General features: G+C 69.8%; 18 protein-coding genes. 10 read left to right on the top strand and 8 right to left on the bottom strand.

Annotation, left to right across the window (positions count from 1 at the left end; translation table 11 throughout):
* Nucleotides 1-7: 7 nt before the first annotated feature.
* A complete protein-coding gene (locus NXI30_23015; GenBank protein MCR9097103.1) occupies nt 8-2,014 on the bottom strand; it encodes a pyrroloquinoline quinone-dependent dehydrogenase in 2,007 nt (668 codons plus the stop codon).
* Nucleotides 2,015-2,152: 138 nt separating this feature from the next.
* On the opposite strand from NXI30_23015, the gene NXI30_23020 reads away from it, so the two are divergent.
* The 3 genes from NXI30_23020 to NXI30_23030 all read left to right on the top strand — a co-directional run bounded on the left by NXI30_23020 (nt 2,153) and on the right by NXI30_23030 (nt 4,104).
* Complete coding sequence (locus tag NXI30_23020; protein MCR9097104.1) at nt 2,153-2,818, top strand: nitroreductase family protein; 666 nt, start codon at nt 2,153-2,155, stop codon at nt 2,816-2,818.
* 75 nt (nt 2,819-2,893) lie between these two features.
* The gene (locus NXI30_23025; protein ID MCR9097105.1) at nt 2,894-3,652 is read left to right on the top strand and encodes an enoyl-CoA hydratase/isomerase family protein; all 759 of its coding nucleotides are present in this window, start codon (nt 2,894-2,896) and stop codon (nt 3,650-3,652) included.
* Nucleotides 3,649-4,104, top strand: coding sequence for a PaaI family thioesterase (locus NXI30_23030; GenBank protein ID MCR9097106.1), 456 nt, complete (start codon nt 3,649-3,651; stop codon nt 4,102-4,104). The genes NXI30_23025 and NXI30_23030 overlap by 4 nt, the downstream gene beginning before the upstream one ends.
* Nucleotides 4,105-4,128: 24 nt before the next feature.
* On the opposite strand, the gene NXI30_23035 is transcribed toward NXI30_23030, so the two are convergent.
* Together NXI30_23035 and NXI30_23040 are read right to left on the bottom strand one after the other, a co-directional pair.
* On the bottom strand, nt 4,129-4,764 hold the full coding sequence (locus tag NXI30_23035) for a CoA pyrophosphatase (GenBank protein ID MCR9097107.1): 636 nt from the start codon (nt 4,762-4,764) through the stop codon (nt 4,129-4,131).
* A gap of 13 nt (nt 4,765-4,777) precedes the next feature.
* A complete protein-coding gene (locus NXI30_23040) occupies nt 4,778-6,301 on the bottom strand; it encodes an AMP-binding protein (GenBank protein MCR9097108.1) in 1,524 nt (507 codons plus the stop codon).
* A gap of 149 nt (nt 6,302-6,450) precedes the next feature.
* On the opposite strand from NXI30_23040, the gene NXI30_23045 reads away from it, so the two are divergent.
* A complete protein-coding gene (locus NXI30_23045; GenBank protein MCR9097109.1) occupies nt 6,451-7,476 on the top strand; it encodes an LPP20 family lipoprotein in 1,026 nt (341 codons plus the stop codon).
* A 13-nt stretch (nt 7,477-7,489) separates the two neighbouring features.
* Here the strand turns inward: NXI30_23045 and NXI30_23050 are convergent, their stop codons facing one another.
* Nucleotides 7,490-8,566 (bottom strand): hypothetical protein, encoded by a 1,077-nt coding sequence (locus NXI30_23050; GenBank protein MCR9097110.1) that lies wholly within the window; start codon nt 8,564-8,566, stop codon nt 7,490-7,492.
* A 216-nt stretch (nt 8,567-8,782) separates the two neighbouring features.
* Here NXI30_23050 and asd point away from each other — a divergent pair, with 216 nt between their 5' ends.
* On the top strand, nt 8,783-9,916 hold the full coding sequence (gene asd / locus NXI30_23055) for an aspartate-semialdehyde dehydrogenase (GenBank protein MCR9097111.1): 1,134 nt from the start codon (nt 8,783-8,785) through the stop codon (nt 9,914-9,916).
* Between the two features lie 43 nt (nt 9,917-9,959).
* Complete coding sequence (locus NXI30_23060) at nt 9,960-10,796, top strand: phytanoyl-CoA dioxygenase family protein (protein ID MCR9097112.1); 837 nt, start codon at nt 9,960-9,962, stop codon at nt 10,794-10,796.
* A gap of 114 nt (nt 10,797-10,910) precedes the next feature.
* On the opposite strand, the gene NXI30_23065 is transcribed toward NXI30_23060, so the two are convergent.
* Nucleotides 10,911-11,711, bottom strand: a complete 801-nt coding sequence (locus NXI30_23065; protein MCR9097113.1) for an acetoacetate decarboxylase family protein — start codon at nt 11,709-11,711, stop codon at nt 10,911-10,913.
* 79 nt (nt 11,712-11,790) lie between these two features.
* Here NXI30_23065 and NXI30_23070 point away from each other — a divergent pair, with 79 nt between their 5' ends.
* The 3 genes from NXI30_23070 to NXI30_23080 are packed head-to-tail and all read left to right on the top strand — an operon-like array spanning nt 11,791 to nt 14,777.
* Nucleotides 11,791-13,224, top strand: coding sequence for an amidohydrolase (locus NXI30_23070; protein ID MCR9097114.1), 1,434 nt, complete (start codon nt 11,791-11,793; stop codon nt 13,222-13,224).
* On the top strand, nt 13,224-14,252 hold the full coding sequence (locus tag NXI30_23075; protein ID MCR9097115.1) for a TauD/TfdA family dioxygenase: 1,029 nt from the start codon (nt 13,224-13,226) through the stop codon (nt 14,250-14,252). Before NXI30_23070 ends, NXI30_23075 begins: the two co-directional genes overlap by 1 nt.
* A 51-nt stretch (nt 14,253-14,303) precedes the next feature.
* Nucleotides 14,304-14,777 (top strand): hypothetical protein, encoded by a 474-nt coding sequence (locus tag NXI30_23080; GenBank protein MCR9097116.1) that lies wholly within the window; start codon nt 14,304-14,306, stop codon nt 14,775-14,777.
* A 15-nt stretch (nt 14,778-14,792) separates the two neighbouring features.
* On the opposite strand, the gene NXI30_23085 is transcribed toward NXI30_23080, so the two are convergent.
* Nucleotides 14,793-15,335 carry a hypothetical protein gene (locus NXI30_23085; protein ID MCR9097117.1) on the bottom strand — a complete coding sequence of 181 codons (543 nt, stop codon included), beginning with the start codon at nt 15,333-15,335 and terminating at the stop codon, nt 14,793-14,795.
* 420 nt (nt 15,336-15,755) lie between these two features.
* On the opposite strand from NXI30_23085, the gene NXI30_23090 reads away from it, so the two are divergent.
* Nucleotides 15,756-16,220 (top strand): LuxR C-terminal-related transcriptional regulator, encoded by a 465-nt coding sequence (locus tag NXI30_23090; protein MCR9097118.1) that lies wholly within the window; start codon nt 15,756-15,758, stop codon nt 16,218-16,220.
* A gap of 245 nt (nt 16,221-16,465) precedes the next feature.
* Here the strand turns inward: NXI30_23090 and NXI30_23095 are convergent, their stop codons facing one another.
* Together NXI30_23095 and NXI30_23100 are read right to left on the bottom strand one after the other, a co-directional pair.
* A complete protein-coding gene (locus tag NXI30_23095) occupies nt 16,466-17,662 on the bottom strand; it encodes a thiolase family protein (protein MCR9097119.1) in 1,197 nt (398 codons plus the stop codon).
* A 305-nt stretch (nt 17,663-17,967) separates the two neighbouring features.
* Nucleotides 17,968-21,369: a PQQ-dependent sugar dehydrogenase gene (locus NXI30_23100; protein MCR9097120.1), complete on the bottom strand. Its 3,402-nt coding sequence runs from the start codon at nt 21,367-21,369 to the stop codon at nt 17,968-17,970.
* Nucleotide 21,370 lies beyond the last annotated feature (1 nt).

Below are 21,370 nucleotides of genomic sequence, written 5' to 3' on the forward strand. Positions count from 1 at the left end.
GCCCGACCTACTCGGGAAGCGCGAACGCGATGATCGCGTCGCCCATGTCGCCGAGCGGATTGCCGCCCGCCGCCATCACGACGAACTGACGGCCATCCTTGCCGAGCCGGTAGGACATGGGGACCGCGTGCCCGGCGAAGGGCATGCGGTGGCTCCAGAGCTCGTCGCCCGTCTCCACGTCGAAGGCCCGCATGAACTTGTCCGAGGCCGCGCCCGTGAAGTAGAGGCCGCTGTCGGTCGAGATCCCGCCCCCGAAGGCCGGCGCGCCGTAGCGATCGCCGTAGAGCCACCAGACCGGCCACGGAGCGACCTCACGCATCGTCCCGAGCGGACGGTTCCAGAGCACCTCGCCACTCTTCAGATCGACGGCCGTGAGGCTCGCCCAGGGCGGCGGATTGCAGGGGGCACCGAAGGGCGAAGCCAGCATGTAGCGATGCACCGCATAGGGCGTGCCCTTCATGGCGTAGAACTCGTTCGGATAGACGAAGCTCGACTCGTCCAGCAGATCCGCCTCGGCGCGCGGGATCATGAAGTTGACGATCGCCAGGTGGATCTGGCTCACGATCATGACGCCCGTGGAGGGGTTGATCGCCACACCGCCCCAGTTCATGCCGCCCGTGGTGTGGGGGTACTGGATCGACCCTTCGATCGTCGGCGGCGTGTAGATCCCGTCGTAGCGGTACTTCTCGATCTCGCTCCGGCACATCGCCCGGTCGAGCGGCGTGAAGCCGAAGGCATCGTCGGGCGAGAGGTCGAGGGGATGGAGCGGCGCTGGATGGGTCGGGAAGGGCTGGGTCGCGGACAGCGTCTCCTCCGGCACGCCCCCCTGCGGCACCCGCCGCTCCTCCACCGGATAGAGCGGCTCCCCCGTCTCGCGGTCGAGCAGGTACACGTGCCCCATCTTCGTCGTCTGGAGCAGACCGGGCCGCCCATCGCCCACGCCATCGACCTGGAAGAGCGTGGGCGGACTCGGCGTGTCGAAGTCCCAGACGTCGTTGTGGACGTACTGGTAGTTCCACACGACCTCGCCGGTCTCCGCGTCGAGGGCGACGGTCGAGCTGCCGTAGTGGTCGAGCCCGTTTCGCATGCCGCCGAAGAGATCCGGGGACGGGTTCCCGGTCGGAACGTAGATCAGGCCCCGCTCGGCATCGCCGGTCATGATCGACCAGATGTTCGGCGTCCCGCTCGTGAAGCGGCGTCCGGTCTCGGGGTCCGGCTCCGTCGGGTAGCCGGGCGGCACGGGATCCCACGCCCACTCGAGCTCGCCGGTCCGCGCATCGAACGCGCGCACCACCCCGCCCGGGGCGTCGACCCGGACGTTGTCCGCCACGAGCGCCCCGATCACGACGCGATCCCGGATCACCTGCGGCGGCGACGTCGGGTGGTACTCCCAGGGCGGCGCGTCCCCGATTCCTTCGCGGAGCGCCACGCGCCCGTTCTCGCCGAATCCTTCACAGGGCTTGCCCGTGTCCGCGTCGAGGGCGTGGAGCTCGGAGTCGGCGGTCCCGTAGAAGATCCGCTTCTTGCACACGGTCCCGGGGGCGACGTCCGTGTCCTCCCAGTAGGAGACGCCCCGACAGATGAGCGGGTACGGCCCTTCCCCGTGACGCTCCTCGAACTCGGGGTCGAACTGCCAGACTTCTTCGCCGGTCTCCGGGTCGAGCGCGAAGACCCGCATGAAGGGCGTGCAGTAGTAGAGGAGATCGTTCACGACGAGCGGCGTCGTCTGGAGCGCCGTGACCTTCGAGTAGCCGGAGGCGTCGAAGAAGTCGCCGCTGCGATGCATCCAGGCGACCTCGAGCTCGCCGACGTTCTCCTTCGTGATCTGCGTGAGCCGCGAGTGGTGGTCGGCACCACGGGTCCCGCCCCAGTGCCGCCACTCGGCGACCGGCCCCGACGTGTCGAGCTCGTTCTCTCCACCACAGGCGATCAGCCCGGCCACGGAAAGCGCGCTCGCGAGGAGCAGAAGAAGACGGACACGCGAGCGATGGTTGCGCGGCATCGGAATGGACAAGACTCGAACTCCCTCCCAAAGGTCGCGATCGACGATACCGCCCCCCTTGTGAGGGCACACCCCGCCGTGGGAGAATCCGAAGCGCGCGCACGGAGGCTCCGGCGCGAGAGAATCCGCCACGAATCCACGGAGCGCCCCATGAGCGAATCGCCTTCGCCGCCTCTCTCCGAGGCCGGCTTCGACCTCGAAACCGTCGATCGTCTGCTCTCGACCACCCGCGCGGTCCGACGCCGACTCGACTTCGACCGACCGGTCCCGCGAGCCGTCCTCCTCGACTGCATCCGCCTCTCCCAGCAGGCCCCGACCGGCACCAACGCGCAACACTGGCGCTGGATCGTCGTCGACGAGCCCGGGAAGAAGAAGGCCCTCGGCGAGATCTACGCCCGCGGCCTGCCGCTCCTCGACGAGTCCGCGAAGACGGCGAACGACGCGCAGACCGCCGACGTCTACCGCCACGCGCGAACCCTCGCCGAGCGCATGGGCGACGTGCCGGCGCTCGTCATTCCCTGCCTCGAGGGCCGGCTCGTCGATCCCGAGTCCCTCGTGCTCGCGACGACGTACTACGGCTCGATCTATCCCGCGGTCTGGAGCTTCCAGCTCGCCCTGCGCAGCCGTGGACTCGGATCGACGTTCACGACCATGCACCTGGCCTTCGAGGAGGACGCGCGGGCCGTGCTCGGGCTCCCGGAAGACGTGGTGCAGATGGCGCTGCTCCCGGTCGCCTACACGCTCGGGACCGACTTCAAGCCAACCGAGCGACCGGCCCCCGAGACGATCACCCACTGGAACGGCTGGGGCGCCTGAGCGGCCCGGATGCTAGACCCTGCACCGCCTTCCGCGGTGCGGACCCCCTTCCCCCTTGCGACCAGGAACGAATTCATGAGCTACGACGACATCCTCCTCGATCTCGACGACGGCATCGCCACGATCACGATGAACCGTCCCGACAAGCTGAACGCGTACACCGCAGACATGGGAGAGGAGATCACCCAGGCCTTCCGCGCGCTCCAGCGCGACGACGCGGTCCGCGCGGTGGTGCTGACCGGCGCCGGCAAGGCCTTCTGTGCCGGGGTCGACCTCGAGCATCTGAAGGCCCACGAGGCGGGTCAGAGCAAGTCGAAGGGCGTGCGCCTCGGCGAGGAGGATTTCCTCCGCAAGCTGCCCCTCGAGATCTGCGATTTCCCGAAGCCCGTGATCGCGGCGATGAACGGCCATGCGGTCGGCGTCGGGATCACGATGGCGATGCCCTGCGACATCCGGATCGCCGCGGACGACGCGAAGATCGGCTTCGTGTTCGGCAAGCTCGGGATCCTGCCGGGCCTGGGCTCCACCCACCTGCTCCCGCAGATCGTGGGCATGGCGAAGGCCCAGGAGCTCGTGCTGACCGCGAAGAAGATCCTCGGCCCGGAGGCCGAGCAGATCGGCCTCGTGAACAGGTCGGTCCCCAAGGAGGAGGTCCTCCCGACGGCCCAGGCGATGGCCCGCGAGATGGCGGAGATCAATCCAATCGTGCTGCGCCACGCGAAGGCTGCGCTCTACTACGGCGGCGCCCACTCGATGGCCGAAGCCATGAAGAACGAGCAGAAGCAGAGCGCCGTCATGAAATCCGAACGCGAAGCGGCGAAGGTCGGGAAGTGAGCGAGACCCCCACGTTCGCGAACGTCCCGGAAGCGGACCGCTGGGCGACCTACCTCGGAATCGAGGTCGTCGAGATCTCGCCGGGCCGGGTCCGCATGCGCCTCGAGACGAGCGAGAAGCACCATCAGCCGATGGGCATCCTCCACGGGGGCGTCTGGGCCTCGATCGTCGAGACCGCGGCGAGCTACGGCGCGGGATTTCTGGCGCGCGAGAAAGGCGCCGTCGGTGTCGTCGGCGTCTCCAACCAGACCGACTTCCTGCGGAGCCACTCGGAAGGCCTGCTCGAGATCGAAGCCGAGCCGCTCCACGCGGGCCGCCGCCAGCACGTCTGGGAGGTCCGCATCCAGCGCCCCTCCGACGACGTCCTCGTCGCCCGCGGCCAGGTCCGATTCCAGGTCCTGGACGAGCTGCCCCGCGATCGCGACAGCGCGAACGCGCCGAAACCGGTCTGACCCGAGCGCCGAGGTCGATGGCCCCTACCGATCCCCCATCGACGCGCCCTGGTCGCCCTCTTCCCAGGGCATGAACGGGATCGGCCGACCGATGGCGCCCATGAAGTCGTCCATGAACTTGTACGTGATGCCCCACAGTACGGGCGCGCGGGGATCGTCCAGCAGCCGGATCGTGGGCATCGCCGCGGTCTGATCCATGTAGGTGAAGTCGCGCATCTCCTGACGCGCCGGGTCGTCGCTGTGGGAGAGCGGGGACCAGAAAGCCTCCCGGATCTCGTAGTTCGGCACGAGCGGCGGATCGCCCTGGATCGCATACACGTAGGCCGAGACCCGGATCGACTCGGCGAAGCCGAGGACGTCGCTGATCCGGCCGATCGGGCGCCCGGAGGAGAGGTCGAGGGAGAGCTCCTCCAACGTCTCCCGAACCGCCGCGGCGCGTCCGTCCGCATCTCCCGGATCGATCCGGCCGCCGGGGAACGCCAGATCTCCCGACCAGGGATCGTCTTCGTGCTCGGCGCGACGGATGAAGAGCGCCTCGAGGTCGTCCTCGACTTCCCGCAGCACCAGGGCGACGGCCGCCTCCACCTTCACAGGGTTCGGATCGAACCACGGGGACGCCACCGCGAGACGAGCTTCGACTTCATCGATCGTACGCGCCACGGGCTCCTCCGTTCTAGATGTTGCGGCCCTGATCGGCCCAGTAGCGGTCGCGCAGACGACGGATGTAGAGCTTGCCGCTCGGGTGACGCGGCAGCTCGTCCTCGAAATCGATCGACCGGGGCACCTTGTAGCCGGCGAGGTGTTCTCGGGCGAAGGCGAGGATCTCGGTCTCCAGATCGCCGCTCGCCTCGAATCCCGCACGCAGCTCCACGGCGGCCTTCACCTGTTCGCCCCACTCGTCGTCCGGAATCCCGAAGACGCCGACGTCGCCGATGGCCGGATGCTCCTGGAGGACTTGCTCGATCTCCATCGGGTAGATGTTCACGCCGCCCGAGATGATCATGTTCGACTTCCGATCGGCCAGATGGACGTAGCCCTCCTCGTCGAGGTAGCCCACGTCGCCGATCGTGAAGACCCCCGGCTCGAGGTAGGCCGACTCGGTCTTCTCGTCATCGCCGTGATACTCGAAGGGACGATCCGACGAACGGTTGCGACAATAGAGGTCGCCGACCTCGCCGGGGGGAAGCCGCGCGCCCGCGTCGTCGACGGCGAAGACATCGAAGTTCGGGAGCGCGCGGCCGACCGTGCCGGGATGCGCGAGCCACTCCTCCGAGTCGATCAGGGTGTTGACCCCGCCCTCGGTCCCGCCCCAGTACTCGCGCAGGATCGGGCCCCACCATTCGATCATCCGCCGCTTGACCGGTGCCGAGATCGGCGCGGCTCCGTGGAGCGCGAGCGTCAGCTTCGGCGCCGAGAAGGCGGCGCGTTCCTCGTCGGGCAGCCGCAGCAGGCGGACGAACATCGTCGGGACGAGATGAACGTGGGCGACCTCCCGGCGCATGATCCAGTCGAGGCAGGCGGACTCGTCCCAGCGCTGCATGATGTGGATGGGCGCACCGTTCGCGTTGTCGTAGATCGAGAACATGAGCGGCGCCGCGTGGTACATCGGTCCCGTGATCAGATGCGGACCGGAGCCGTCGAGCCCGACCGGCGCCCCGATCCCGCCGAGGCCGACCAACGCTTCGCCCACGGTCGGAGGGGCCGCCCGCTTCACGCCTTTCGGCCGACCCGTCGTCCCGCTCGTGTAGATCATGTTCCCGCCGCCGGGCGCTTCGAGATCGAGCGACCCGGGCGAGACCGCATCGAGCAGTCCATCGAGCTCGTCACCGACCTCGATCACGCGAAGACCCGGGCGCGTCGAGGCGATCCGTCGGGCGGACTCCGCGTAGCGGGCGTCGGTGAAGAGCAGCCGCGACTGCGAATCGTCGACGACGTACTCGATCTCCTCTTCGGCGAGGTGCCAGTTGATCGGCGTCACCCACTGACTCGAGGCGATCCCGCCGAGGATCAGCTCGGCGGCCTCGAGACAGTTGCCCATCAGGAGCGAATAGTGCTCGCGCGGTCCGAGGCCCACGTCGTGACGCAGAAAATGCGCAAAACGGAGCACGCGATCCGCGAGCTCGCCGAAAGTGCGCGTCCGCCCGCCCTCGTCGATCGCGACGTCGTCTCTCCGTTCCCGGGCCAGCTCGAGCAGCATCGTCTTCCTTCATCAGGCGTCTTCGTTCGGTGGCGCCGTCGGCGGCGCCCCGCGGCGCGCGAGTATAGAGGCCCGGTCGCGGGATCGCGGCGCCCTGCGTCCGTAACGCGACCCGCTCTCCCGGGCACTGAGTTGCTAAGCTGGAACCGATGTTGCCCCTCACCCCCCGGATCGTCGCGACGGCCTGCCTCGCGGGCCTGCTGGTGGCCTGCGCGAGCACGCCGACGGTGCCCCGCCTGCCCGCCGTCGCTGCCGCGCCACCGCCGACGCTCTCGAGCGTCCCCGAGTGGGCGCTGGCGGACCCGAGCCGGGAGACGCAGATCGAGATCGGCGTCGGCTCGGGGGCGAGCCTGGAGGAGGCCACACGACACGCCCTCCAGGACGTGGCCTCCCGGCTCTCCGTCTCGGTCGAGAGCGCCCTCACGGATCGCTACGAGGAGACCGACGGCCGCACGATCGAATCCCTCGAGCAGGTGATCGAGACGCGCGTGGCCGGCACGCGCTTCACGGGCTGGCGACGAACCCGCTCCGCCGAAAGCAACGGGACGTACTGGGCGGAGGTCCGCATCGACCGCCGACGCCTGGCCTCCGAGACCCGCGCCGAGCTCGTCCGGACCGCCGACGAGATCGACCTCGAGCTCGAGACCGCGAAGGGCTCGGCCCTCCGCCGCTTGATCGCCCTCGAGCACACGGCGGTGCGCCGCGAACGGGTGAGCCATCTCGTCTCCCTCGTCGATGTCCTGGTCGTCGATTTCGATCGCGGCGCCTGGGAAGCGCGCCGCGCAGACTGGCGCGCCGTCGACGAGGCCGCGCGCCGGGCCCTGGTCTTCGAGGTCCGGGCCGATCCCGCCTCTCGTGAGATCGCGAGCTGGGTCGAGTCGCGGCTCGTCGCCGACCGTCTCCGCACGCGGAACGGCGAGTGCCGAAGCCCCGACGCCGTCTGCATCGACATCCGCTCCGAGCTGACCGAAGCCGACGTCGCGAGCCGTCACGTCGCCAAGATACGCTCGACCTTCGCGGTCCTCGAGCCCGGCGGGACGGTGGTCCGGGAGAGCGAGCGTGTGGGACGCGGCCACTCGAAGTCCGACCCGGATCGCGCGCGTCGCCAGGCCCTCAACGATCTACGCGAGACCCTCGCCGCCTTCAGCGTCCTCGACGAGGCCGCCGGCCGCTAGTCGCGCGGCACGCCTAGCGCTCGGTCAGGATCTCGTCACAGTCCGGTCCGGTCATCCGCGAGAGCAACCCCTCGGAGAAGACCGGCCGCACGAGATCACCATCGAGGATCGAGTCCGACGCCTTCGACGGATCGATCGCGACCCACGACTGCTGGGGCCGCACCTGGTCGGTGACTTCCCCGGTCGCGATCACCCGCTCCTCCCGCGTCTCCGCGCCGGTCGGGCTCATCGATCGCTGCTCCCGCCGGACCTCGATCCCGTCGCCGGGCTCGATCCCCTGCCCCGAACCGAGGGTGATGCGGTAGATGTGGCGATCGGCGCCGGGCGCCTTGCGGTGGCCGGTCAGGTGGCCCCGCGGCGCGAGCGCGGCGCCCAGCGGCAGGTCGAGACACGACAGCGCCTCGTCGAGGGCCTTCTCGAAGAGCACGGAGAGGGTGACCGGCGGGAGCGCGCACGCCGGGTCGAGATCCTTCGTCTCCTGCTGTGCCTGGTGTTCGAGGGCGAAGGTGCGCGCGACCGTGTCGTTGCTCCCGACCTCGATCATCTGGATGTCGAGCTCGACCGCCGCCGTGTGTTCACAGGTCCCGGGCTTCGAGGCGACCTCCTCGTCGGACTGCCACGGGAGCTTGAAGGGCTTCTTCCAGCTCGCCGCGTACTGGTACTTCGAGAAGCGGGTCGCGAGCGCGTAGTCGGCGCCGGTCACCTCCTCGGTCTCGCGTCCCTCGAGTTCACCGAGGACGCCCTCGGTCCGGAGCGCACCGAGCTCGCTCAGGGAACGATCGATCACCGTGGCGCCGGCATCGGCCGCCACCCCCTCGAGCGCGCGTCGGACCTGCGCGCGCGGCCGATCGAGCAGCCCCTCCTCGATCCCGACCGCGGGCCGGTCGACGATCACCAGCTCGAAGGCGCGCTTGCGCAGCTCCTCCTGGGACGGATACGGAACGACCCGGTTCATCGGCACGTCGTCATAGGCATCGACGTTCGACACCCGCCCGGTCGCGCAGCCCACGCTCGTCGCGACGACGGCGACGGCCAGTCCTCCCGCGATGCGTTCGACCCGCTTCTTCGACGTGATCCCGCGGTCCTTCATGTCCACCTCCTGCTGGTCCCCTGCCCGCCTCTCGACGGCATCGGGGCGCCGAGGAGCGTACCGCCCGCGGGGCTCGCGGGCCCGTGCGATCCCGCCGCGGTGCTTCGTTCGGCGCCCCCTGATCGTGCCGCGAGCCGACGCCCCGGTTCCGCGTAGAACGACGTCTCGAACTCGATGCATCTCCCTGTTTTTGCTAATGAACCCGCCATCATGAGCATCGAAAACGTCGGAATCGTCGGTTGGCGGGGAATGGTTGGATCCGTACTCCTCGAGCGCATGCGCGCCGAGGGAGATTTCGCCGGGCTGACGACGACGTTCTACTCGACGAGCCAGGTGGGCGAGGACGGCCCGGACTTGTCACAAGGAGGGGGCAGCGGCTCCCTGCCCCTCGGCGACGCCTACGACGTGTCCGCCCTCTCGAAGCACCAGGTCGTACTCACCTGCCAGGGCGGCGACTACACCAAGCAGGTCCTACCCCAGCTGCGCGAGCAGGGGTGGAACGGGTTCTGGATCGACGCCGCGAGCGCCAAGCGCATGGACGAGGACTCGATCATCGTCCTCGATCCGCTGAACCGCGACCTGATCGACCAGGGCATCGCCGAAGGCTACAAGAACTTCGTCGGCGGCAACTGCACGGTGTCGCTCATGCTGCTCGCCCTCCACGGGCTCTTCCGCGAAGACCTTGTCGAGTGGATGACCTGCATGACCTATCAGGCGGCCAGCGGTGGCGGCGCGCGCCACATGCGCGAGCTCGTTTCGCAGATGGGCACGCTCCACGCGGGCGCGGCCGAGCTCCTCGCCGACCCGGCGACGAACATCATCCCGGTCGACACGCAGGTAACCGAGACCCTGCGCAGCGACGCGATGCCGACCGAGAATTTCGGCGCCCCCCTCGCGGCGAGCCTGCTCCCGTGGATCGACTCGGCGCAGCCGTTCGGCGACACCCGCGAAGAGTGGAAGGCGTTCGCGGAGGGCAACAAGATCCTCGGTCGGCCGGCCGACGCACAGATTCCGATCGACTCGATCTGCGTGCGCGTGGGCGCCATGCGCTGCCACTCGCAGGCGTTCACGATCAAGCTTCGCACGGACGTCCCCCTCGACGAGATCGAGCCGATGCTCGACGAGGCCAATGAATGGGTGCGCCTCGTGCCGAACGACAAGGAATCGACGCTCGCGCAGCTGACCCCGACGGCGGTCACCGGCACCCTCGACATCCCGGTGGGCCGCGTCCGCAAGATGCGTCTCGGCGACCACTATCTGGCCGCGTTCACGGTCGGCGACCAGCTCCTCTGGGGCGCCGCGGAACCGCTGCGACGGATCCTGGCGATCCTGCGCGAGAGCGGGGTCTGATCGAGCGGCCTATCGTCTCTTCTTCTGCAGAGGAGTCGATGCCATGTCCGCTTCCATCGAACGGTTCGCCGCCGACCTCCCGCACGAGAAGCTGATCGAGACCCTCGACCGCGACGGCTGCGCGATCGTCGAAGGCGCGCTCTCGGACGAACGGCTCGCCAGCCTGAACGCGGACCTCGACGGACTCATCGCCGAGACCGCGCCGGGCGTCCCGAACCACATCGAGTTCATGCAGCCGTTCTATGGCTTCGAGACGATCCGGATCGACGGTCTGCCGGGCAAGTCGAAGACCTTCGTCGACGTGGTCCAGGACGAGCGCCTGCTCGGCGTCGCCGACCACTATCTGAAGCCCCACTGCGTGCACTACCTGTTGAATACGGCGCAGCTGATCCAGATCGGTCCCGGCGAGACCGTTCAGGACCTCCACCGGGACGACCAGGCGTGGATGCACCATCCGAAGCACGCCCACCCGGATCCCTTCAGCCAGCCCCAGCTCGAGATCGAGGCGATCTTCGCCCTGTCCGACTTCACCCGGGACAACGGCGCCACGCGGGTCGTCCCCGGCAGTCATCGCTGGCCCCTCGACCGCATCGCCAAGGAAGAGGAGATCGCCTACGCGGAGATGCCGGCAGGCTCGGCGGTCTTCTACCTCGGGTCGACCCTGCACAGCGGCGGCGCGAATACGACGACCGACCGGTCCCGCCGCGGCCTGTTCACCGGCTTCGTGGTCGGCTGGCTCCGGACGGAGGAGAACTTCTTCCTGAGCACGCCGATCGAGGCGGTGCGCGAGATGCCCGAACGCGTCCAGGGACTGCTCGGCTACGACAGCTATCTGGGGATCGGCGTCGTCGACGTCGGCAGCCCGCGCGCGCGGCTCTAGTCGAGTCCGTCCCGTCCCGTCCCGCCCCCCCGCCCCGCCCCGCCCCGAAACGACGACGCGGGCGCTCCGAAGAGCACCCGCGTCTCGAATCGCTGGTCGTCGAATCCGCCGCGATCAGGCCGGCTTCGGACCGCCCATGAAGCCCGGCCAGCGCGAGCCGCTGATCGTGTCCACGAAGGGCCAGTAGGCCTCGGGATCGAGCGGGCCTTCGAGGGTGATCTCGCGACCGAGGAACTCGGGCCACCAGAGTCGCGCGCCCTGGTAGTCGCGGACCGGCAGGAGCGACGCGATCGGATCCCAGGGGCTGTCGAGGAGCGCGACGGTTCCTTCGACGGCGAGCTCGGCCTTGGTCGCGTAGGTGCTCTTCACCTGGACGACGTGGGGCGGGAAGTCGTACGCCTTCTCCGCGCCACCGACCGCGCGCAGGACCTTGATCCACCACTCGTACTCGACGTGGTTCTCGCGCTGCGGGAGCGCCTCGCCGGCCTCGCCCTCGAACTCGATGAACGTATAGCCCTGGTGGGTGCAGCGGGCGCTGACCGAGTCCTGGAAGCGGTAGAAGTCGATGTCGCAGGGGTACTTCGGCTGCCCGTTCATGTCGCGCGAGATGAAGACGGCGCTCTCCTGGTCGATCCCGTAGCCGAGGGTGTAGACGCCTTCCGTTCCGCGGTAGTCCGCGTCGACGGTCATGAAGACGCCATACTCCGGGACGTTGGGAACGGCGACCTGGTAGATCGAGAGCTGGACGTGGGGCTCGGCTCCGGGCTCGATGCCCGGCGGCAGGAGCGCGGCGACCTTGTCGGGGTCGGTCAGGTAGTCGACTTTGAGGATCGGCCAGTCGGCGATCTCGCCGGCGTTGATCTGGGGTCCGGACATCGTGGGCTCCTTCGAGAGGGGGCGCGCTTCGCGCGGAATGGGTCCGGAGAGCCTAGAGCGCTCGAAAGGCGCTCGCAGGCCCCGTCTCGGCCGGATCGATCGGCCGAGAAGGCCGCCCGTGAGTCGCTACGATGTCCGGATGAACAAGACGCCCGCCGAGCTCCGCGCCTCCCTCGACCACCCCGTCCTCGATGCCGATGGTCACCTGATCGAGTACGCCCCGACCTTCGATCGCTACCTCAAGGAGGAGGGGATCGAGGGCGGCTTCATGGCCTACAGCCAGGGCGCCAACTTCGACGGGAGCGCGCCCTGGCAGATGCAATCCCCCGAAGAGCGCGAACGGGGACGGGCCTACCGCAGCCCCTGGTGGGGCTTCCCGAACGACGCGAAGGATCTCGCGACGTCGACGGCGATGCGTCTCCTCTACGACCGCCTGGACGAGCTCGGCATCGATCTCGCCGTCGTCTACCCGAGCGTCGGCCTGAACTGTCCCGCCCAGCGCGACGAGAAGATGCGCCGCGCTTCCTGTCGCGCGTACAACCGCTACGCGAAGGACCAGTGCGAGGGCATGGGCGATCGGCTGATCCCGGTCGCCGTGATCCCGACCTTCACGCCCGAGGAGGCCCTCGAAGAGCTCGACTACGCGACCGGTGAGCTCGGGATGAAGGCCGCAGTCCTCGGCGGCTTCGCGCGCCGCACCTTCGAGGACGGGAACGATCACGCGTTCTGGATCGACGGGCTCGGTCTGGACAGCCCCTACGACTACGACCCGGTCTGGGCGAAGCTCGTCGCGCTCGGGATCGCCCCGACCTTCCACTCCTCGTCGATGGGCTGGAGCGGCCGGCGCTCGACCACGAACTTCTCCTTCAACCACATGGGCGCCTTCGCCGGCGCGAACGACACGACCGCCAAGTCGATGTTCTTCGGCGGCGTCTTCCACCGCTTCCCCGAGCTGCGCGTCGGCTTCCTCGAGGGCGGCGTCGCCTGGGCGCTCCAGATGTACACCGGCCTCGTCGAGCACTTCGAGAAGCGCGCGCCGAAGGGTCTCGAGGATCGCGACCCGTCGAAGATGGACGGCGACCGCTTCGATGCGCTCGTCGCCGAACACCGGGGCGCCCTCGAACCGGTCGTCGACGGCTGGGGCAACCTCTTCGCGACGTCGACGAACACGCCCCATGTCGTGAACGACTTCGGGGCGGCGGGGATCGAGTCGAAGGAAGACATCTACCGGCAGGTCACGACGAACTGCTTCTTCGGCTGCGAGGCGGACGACCGCCTGGCGGGCATCGCCTTCGACACGAAGCGGCTGCCCGGCGACCGGCCGATGCGTCCGATCTTCTCCTCGGACATCGGCCACTGGGACGTGGCCCACATGGACGAGGTCCTGCCGGAGGCGTTCGAGCACGTCGAGTACGGCTGGATGGATCCGGCGCAGTTCCGGGACTTCATGTGCGACAACGCGATCCGTCTCTTCGCCGGCGCGAACCCGGACTTCTTCGCGGGCACCGTCCTGGCAGACTACGCGAAGACGGTCGACCTGGACCCGAGCTGATGGCGGCCGCCGACGCGGCGCCCCGCGCCTACCGCAGCTTCGGCGAACAGTCGCTCAAGTACTTCATCCGGGACCACACGGAAATCCCTGCCGCGCCGATCGAAACGCCCTCCGCCTGGCTTGGTCGGGAGCTCCGCGCTGACCCGGATGCGTGGCGAGAAGCGCTTCAGCCGGACGAGATCGCCGAGCTGGACGCCGCGCTCGACCGGATCGAGGCCGACGGGCTTTCCCTCGCCGAGCTCGACGGCCGCGGGCTCCCCACCCTCGAGAAGCGGGCCGCGGCCTGGCGTCGGGCACTCTGCACGGGACGGGGCTTCGTCGTCCTCACGGGCCTGCCGGTCGACCGCTGGGGCGAAGCGCGATCGAGCCGCGCGTACTGGCTGCTCGGCCACCTCGTCGGAATCCCGGGCGCCCAGAACGCGAGGGACGAGCTCCTCGGTCACGTGATCGACTACGGCGAGCAGGCGGACCAGCCGAACGTCCGGCTCTACCGGACGACCGCCGACATCGGCTACCACTGCGACGCCGCCGACGTCGTCGGGCTGCTCTGCCTGGTCGACGCGGCCGAGGGCGGCGCGAGCCGGATCGCCAGCTCGGTCACGATCTGGAACCGGCTCTTCGAAGCGGATCCCGAGGCGGCGCGGCTGCTCTTCGAGCCCTTCGCCGTCGATCGTCGGGACGAGCAGCCGGAAGGCGACCGCCCCTTCTTCGAGATGCCTCCCTGCCGCTTCGGCGCGGACGGCGTTCTCCGCACGTTCTTCCACGGGGCGTACTTCCGGTCCGCCCAACGCCTCGCCGAGATCGGCCCCCTCTCTCCGGCGCGCGCCCGCGCCCTCGATCGCTACGACGCGATCGGGAACGACCCCGAGGTCCGGCTCGACATGGCGCTCGAGCCCGGCGACATCCAGCTCCTCTCGAACCACACCGTGGTCCACGCCCGGAACGCCTACCGCGAACACCCGGACCGCAAGCGCCACCTGCTCCGGCTCTGGCTCTCCCTCCCGGACGCGGAGACCGCGGCGGGCTAGGCGCGGAACGGAGGGCCGCGCGCGATGCGCTGCGGCGATAGACTCGGGGGCATGAGCGAACCGATCGAACGTCAGGAGTGGAGCGCGGCCTTCCAGCGCGCGACGTGGGGCTGTGCCCCGGCCATCGGACGCGCCCTCGGGCTGTCTCCTCGCGCCGTCCAGCAGTGGGGCCAGGCCGAATCGGACAAGCGGTCCCCCGGCGAACGCCTCGAGATCCTGATGCGCGTCGCGAGCGAGCATCGCAAGCCCCACGATGCCCTCGCTCCCCTTCACCTCCTGGCAGGTCGACTCGGCTACCGGCTCGTCCCGGACGAATCCGCGGACTCGACCCCCGCCCCGCTCGCCACCGTCGCCGTCCACGCCAGCGAAGCGATGGTCGAAGCGGGGGAAGCCGTCCAGACCGTGCTCCGGGCGATCGAGGACGACCTGATCTCGAACGACGAGATGGACGCGATCGACCGCGAGTGCGACGAGGCGATCGAAGCTCTGATCCGCCTCAAGCAGGCGGCCCGCCGCGAGCGGTAGTCGACCGTCGTGCCCCTACCGGTTCGCCGCGAAGCTGGGCAGCTCCTCCCGTCCGCTTTCGCCGCGGTAGGCGAGCACGCGGCCGACCTCGGTCAGCACGAAGAGCGGCCGGTGGCGGGCATCGCGCCGCTCGACCAGGGCACGCTCGATCCGGGCGTGGTGGCGCTCGAGGGCGGCACGGTTGCCGCTCACGCGGGGATCCCGGGCCAGGTAGGTCGCCACGTGATCCGGGCCGGAAGACAGACGCACGACCGGGCGCGGACCCGGCTTCGCCACGGCGGGCGCTTCCCAGACGTAGCCGCCGGGCACCGCGAGGATCCGCCCGACGCGAAAGCGGTCCCGGGTCGCCGGATTCGTGTCGGTGCGCAGGGCGGAGAGCGCGTCGAGCGCCGCCCCGTCGAGGGTCGCGAAGACGGCGCTGGTCAGGGGGCGGTCCGCCTCCTCGGCGACGCGCGACATACCGGCGCCGGCGCAGCCGACGGTGGCCAACGCCAGCAGCGCGGCGCTGGCGATCAGGGTTCGGGTCACTCGAAAACGCTTCGTGGTCTCATGGAACATGGTGGGTGTCCTCCTCTGGGCGCGCAGGGTTCGATGGCTCCGCGACGCATGCCTCGTCCATACGGACTAGTCCCGCTTCCATCGTCCTGAGCACGCTCCAGACGCCCCCAAAGCACCTCGTGGGTTCGCTTCCAGCGGCGATGCGAACCCCGGATGCCCTCGACACCCCTCCCCACGAACCCATTCCGGGGCGCTCCGATCGGCCTCGATTCCCGCGCTCGGGCGGCGGCCGATGTGCGCTCGGAGGGGGGACGGTGGCCCGTAGCCCGAGCGACGGCGCCGGTTCGCTTCGGCAGCCATTGCGCACTTCCCGGAATCCGGCGACTCGGACACCCTGCTGTCCATCGAGGGGACAGCGCCCACTCGCCGGGACGAACCCGACAAGGAAGCGCGATCCCCTCGAACGAGGAGAGACACGAGATGGAAAGCGACTCCCCCTCCGAGACGCCGCGGGAGACCCGACTCGACCGACACGCGCACGCCGGCCTCGAGCGGGTCCTCGCCCGGATCCGCCAAGGATCGCCCGTCGAAGAGGAAGCCGTGGTCGCCCTCGCCTGGGACTACTTCGTCGCCGGCTTCACCGCCCACGGCGCCTCGGCCGACGAACTCCCCGCTCCGCCGTCCACGATGACACCGCCCCCGGCCGACGAGACCGACTTCCTCGCCCAACACGTCGCCGCGCTGACCCCGCGCCGCCTCGAAGTCCTCCGCCTCGTCGCCCGCGGCCTCACGAACCGCGAGATCGGCCGCGTCCTCGACATCTCCTGCTACACCGTCAAGAGCCACCTCGCAGCCCTCTTCGAAGCCCTCGACGTCACCAACCGCACCGAAGCCGCCTTCGCCCTCCAACGCTACGAGGCCGCCTACCCCGAAGCCCACAACTGACGAACCACAGATCTCCATCGTTCGGCGTTTCGCATCCACCGAACGACCAACGCCCCGGCTCCAAACGGAGCCGGGGCGTTTCAGTCTCGAGCAACCGGACGAGCTTCAATTGCAGAAGCCGCCGGAGGGCGTGGAGAGTGCGTCAGATTCGAGAGCCTCGGAGCTTCGCACCCGCAGGCGTACTCCCGTACGCCGAGGACCGCGAAGCGAGAAGCTCTCGAAGATGGCGTGCTATCCGCGCCCGCCTACGCAGCCTCGAAGAGGCTGGCGAAGCCCTGTCCGCCGCCGACACACATCGTGACGATCCCATAGCGCTTGCCGGTCCGCTTCAGCTGGCGAACGAGCAGCCCCGTCATGCGGCTGCCCGTCATGCCGAAGGGGTGGCCGATCGAGATCGAGCCGCCGGTCGGGTTCAGCTTGTCGTTGTCGATGCCGAGCTCGCGCTGGCAGTAGAGCAGCTGCGACGCGAAGGCCTCGTTGAGCTCGACGATGTCGATGTCGTTCATCGTGAGGCCGTGGCGCTTGAGGAGCTTCGGGACCGCGAAGACCGGACCGATGCCCATCTCCTCGGGGCCGCAGCCGGCGACGGCGGAGCCGCGGTAGATGGCGAGGGGCTCGATGTTGAGCGCCTTCGCGCGATCCGCGCTCATCAGGAGCGTCGCCGAAGCGCCGTCGGAGAGCTGGGAGGCGTTGCCGGCCGTGACCGTGCCGCCCTCCTCCGCCGGCTTGAAGACCGGCGCGAGCTTCTGGAGGCCTTCGAGGGTCGTCTGCGGACGGTTGCACTCGTCCTTCTCGACCACGAACTCCTCGTCGTAGGCGTCGCCGTCCTTCGGCTGGACCTTGCGGGTGACCTTCATGGGCGAGATCTCTTCCGCGATCCAACCCTTCTCGACCGCCTCGGCGTAGCGCTGCTGGCTCTGGAGCGCGTAGGCGTCCTGGTCCTCGCGGGAGATGCCGTAGCGCTCGGCCACGCACTCCGCGGTGATGCCCATCGGGTGGTAGAGGCCCGGGAAGCGCTCGGCCGCCGTCGCGTTGGCGAGGCGGGTCCGGTTCTGGGTCCCGTCCTGCATCATCGTGATCGTCTCGACGCCCGCGCCGATCGCCACGTCCGCGCCGTCCTGCAGGATCGAGTTGGCGGCCATCATGACGGCCTGCGAGCCCGAGGAGCAGAAGCGGTTGACCGTCGTCGCGGCCGCCGTCTGCGGAATGTCCGCGACCATCGAGGCGATGCGGGCCATGTTCATGCCCATGCAGCCTTCCGGGTGACCGCAGCCGAGGATCACGTCCTCGATCTCGGCCTTGTCGAGGTTCGGCTGCTCGTTCACGACCTCGCGCATCACATGCGCCGTATAGTCGACGGGCTCGGTGAGGTTGAAGGAACCGCGGTGGGCCTTGGTCAGACCGGTGCGGAGGCTTCCGACGATGACGGCTTCACGTGCCATGGATCACTGTTCTCCTCGGGGTACCCGATGGGCTTCCCGGATCGGGTCGGGGGTCGTGCTCCCCAATTCAAGAGGGTCGTCCGCCACGAGACGTGAAGGACGCACGATCCGACGAATGGCGACCCCGAAAACCTTCGTGGGGTCGCGGACTTGGGACGGCCGGACGTTATGACAGCTGGGATGCCCGAACAACTTCGCGGGGGAGACGGCGGGTCCGGCCCCGAAGCACCGCACGAGGGCGATTCCGTGGGGGGCACAGGCCACCTCGTCGTCGGCGACGACCGCTCCGAGCGGCCCTCGCCCTATCAGTCGAGGGCCATCACGTGCGCCACGACGTCCCGGAGATCGCGCGCCGGCAGGACGAGTCCCATCGCAGGCATCCCTGACGTCGGTTCCGTCCGGGACGCCATGTCGCGCAGATCGATCGCCTCGATCACGCCCTCGCCCACGTCGAGGCGGATCGCCGAGTCGTCCTCGCCGACCAGCAACCCGCTCACGGTCGAGCCGTCGCCGCGGGTCACGACGATCGAGGCGAAGCCCTCGGCGATCTCCGCCTGGGGCACGAGGATCGAGCCGAGGACGTGCTCCGCGCCCCGCGCCGAGACGCCGGCGAGCGAGGGTCCGACGCCGCCGCCATGACCCGGCCCCGCGCCGTGGCACCGCATGCAGTCCCCGTTGCCCTGGAAGACGCGCAGACCGCGCTCCGGATCCCCGCCGGCGAGGGCCCAGCGCCGCGCCGCCACCAGCGCGTCGACGTCGCCGACGGAGGTCGGAGAGAGCATCCCGCCCGCGCGCTCCGCGAGCGGCCCCCCGCGTGCCACCGCCGCTTCGAGCAGCTCGAACGCGCTCGCCGCGTCCCCCTCGCCCCGCTCCCAGGCAGTGAGCGCCGTGTCGATCGCGCGGTCGCCGCGCTGCGACGTCGTGCGTCCGAGCACGACCCAGGCCTGCTGCCGCTCGCCCGCCGTGCGCGCGTTCTCCGTCGCGTCGATCACGGCGTCGAGCCCGGCTTCGGGATCCGCGGCCAATAGGAGCGCACGACCGGCCGTCCGAAGGGTCGGATCGTCCTCCGCCAGAACCTCCCGCGCGAGCGCAACGCGATCCAGCCCCTCGGCCTCCCGGCTCGCCAGCGCGCGGAGCGCCGAGACGCGCGCCGCAGTCTCTTTGCCAGCGTCCCGGGCGAGTTCGACCAACTCCTCGTCTTCCAGCGGCAACTCGCCGACTTCGTTCGCAATTTCGAGCGCACGACCGCCCAGGGAAGACTCGACCAGCGTCCGCCCTTCGAGTCGGAAGACGGCGGCGACCAGCTCGGGGTCCGCCGACGCGAGCGGCCGGTAGAAGCCCATCGTGAGATCGCGCAGCGGCGGCTCCGCGTAGCTGCCGAGCGCCTCCAGGGCGATCGAGCGCAGCGACTCGAGCTGCGCCTCATCGGCCGCGTAGCGCGCGAGCGCGGAGGCCCCCGCCTCGCTCCGCAGCCGCACGTTCGCGCCGATCACCCGCCGATGGAGCGCCTGCCCGACCTGCGTGTCGTCTTCGTCCGTCGGCGTGAGCCCGGGCGCGAGCGCCGCCAGCGCGGGCATCGCTGCGTCGATCGGCAGGTCGTAGATCGCCCGGGCGGCCTCGACCGCGAGGAGCGGATCCTCGTCGTCGAGGAAGTGGGCGATCCGCGCGTCCTCCGCGTGGCGCAGGACGAGCAGCGCGCCCATGCGCACGGCCCGGCTCGGATCGCCCCGGCGCGCGAGCACGCGATCGAGCCCGCCCGCACGGTCGGCCAGGCCGTGGATCGCCCAGACCGCCGCATGTCGCAGGAACACGTCCGCGTCGGCGTTCTCCTCCAGCACCGCGAAGAGCGCCTCGATGTCTTCGGCGCGACCGATCTTGCCCAGGGCCTCCGCCGCGAAGAAGCGGATCCGAAGCGAGGGGTCCGAGAGCCAGCGCAGGAGGGTCTCCCGCGACGCGCCCCACCCCGCGTCCCCCGCCGCCTTCGCGGCCTTGGCCCGGAGCTCGACGGGCGCGGACGCGAGCTCGCCGAGTCCACCGGGGAGCGCGGTCGCCAGGGCCTCCGCCCCGCGCTGCCCGAGCCCCCAGAGCGCGTGGAGCCGCGGAACGAGGTCGGCCTCGTCGCTCCGAAGCAGCGCCGCGAGGGGAGTCGCCGCCCCTCGCTCGGCCAGCGCGTATTGCGCGCGGGTCCGGAGCCGCTGGTCCGGGAAAGAGAGCAGCGCGATCAGCTCCGAGGTCGACCGGTCGCGCATGCGGCCCCGCGCGAGGCGCGCGAGGTCGGCGATGCGCGGGTCTTCGTGCGACGGCGCGTGACGCCAGCGCATGATCGTCTGCGACTGGCCGAAGGTGTCGAAGAGCGAGGCGTAGATCTGGCCGTCCCAGCCGAAGTCGACGTCCGTCGCGAGCAGCGACCACGCGAAGGGATGCCGGTCGACCATCTTCATGCCCGCGCCCTCGGGCTCGACGCCGAAGGCCCAGATCCCGCTCCGGCCCGGCGTGTAGCCGTAGTCGCAGAGGAAGAAGGCATCGTCGTAGCGTGCCGGCAGGCCGAGGCCCGGGTAGTGCGCGAAGCCCGCCGGTCCGTTCCCGATGTAGTCGACGGGCGGCAGGACCCAGGCCGGCTGGGTCGGGTGCTGCTTCTCCCACATCCGCTCCGCGACCCAGGGCCCGCGTACGTAGTCGCCCACGAGCGTCTGGTAGGGCATCGCCCAGCCGGTCTCGCCGCCTTCGACCAGGTAGACGAGCCGCGCGCGATCGCCGCCGTCGCCGTTGTTGTCGCCGGTGAAGAGATTGCCGTGGTCGTCGAAGGCGAGCTCCTGCGGGTTCCGGACGCCCGTCGCGAAGACCTCGAGGTCGCTGCCGTCGGCGTTCATCCGGAAGACGGCCCCGCGCCCCGGCCCGAGCCTGGGCTCCAGCACCCGCCCGTCCCGCGTCTCGACCCGGTAGCCGCGGTCCCCCATCGAGAAGTAGAGCTTCCCGTCCGGCCCCCAGACGAGTCCGTGGAGATCGTGCCCGATCAGCGACGTCTTCACGCCGAAGCCCCGGTAGACCGTCTCGATCGACTCGACCTCGCCGTCCGCGTCCCGATCCTCGAGCCGGTAGAGCGACGGAATCGAGGTGACGAAGATCTCGCCCTCCCGCGCTTCGATCCCGGCGACGAGACCGGAGGCCATCTCGTTCCACTCGGCCATCACGACGCGCCGATCCGCGACGCCGTCGCCGTCCTCGTCTTCGAGGACGACGACCCGATCGGGGGCGGCGCTGAAGTGATCGGGGTCCTCGAACTTCCCGGCCCCGACCCACTTCCGGTAGTAGGCCACCCGGTCCTCGACCGAGCGCGACGCCAGATCGTCCATCAGCCAGTACATGTGGCTGCGGTTGTCCTCGGCGCCGCGATTCTGCCGAAGGGTCTCGGCGACCAGGATCCGCCCGCCCTCGTCCACCTCGATCGCGACCGGCGTGGCCTCGAGCCACCCCGCTCCGAACTCGACCGCCTCCATCCCGTCGAGCAGCTCGGGTGGGCAGCCGAGGACCGAGCACTCGGCGAAGGAGAGGAGTGCGCGCCCGACCATCGGGACGATGTTGCCGAGCTCCTCCTCGGGCATCTGCAGGTACTTGATGGCCACCGAGACGCCGAGCCAGAGGACCAGGGACAGGGTGACGAGCCCGACGACGAGCCACGTCGCAATCCGGAGCAGGCGGGCGAGCATG

This window comes from bacterium (assembly GCA_024742285.1).
GTDB lineage: Bacteria > Myxococcota_A > UBA9160 > UBA9160 > UBA4427 > UBA4427.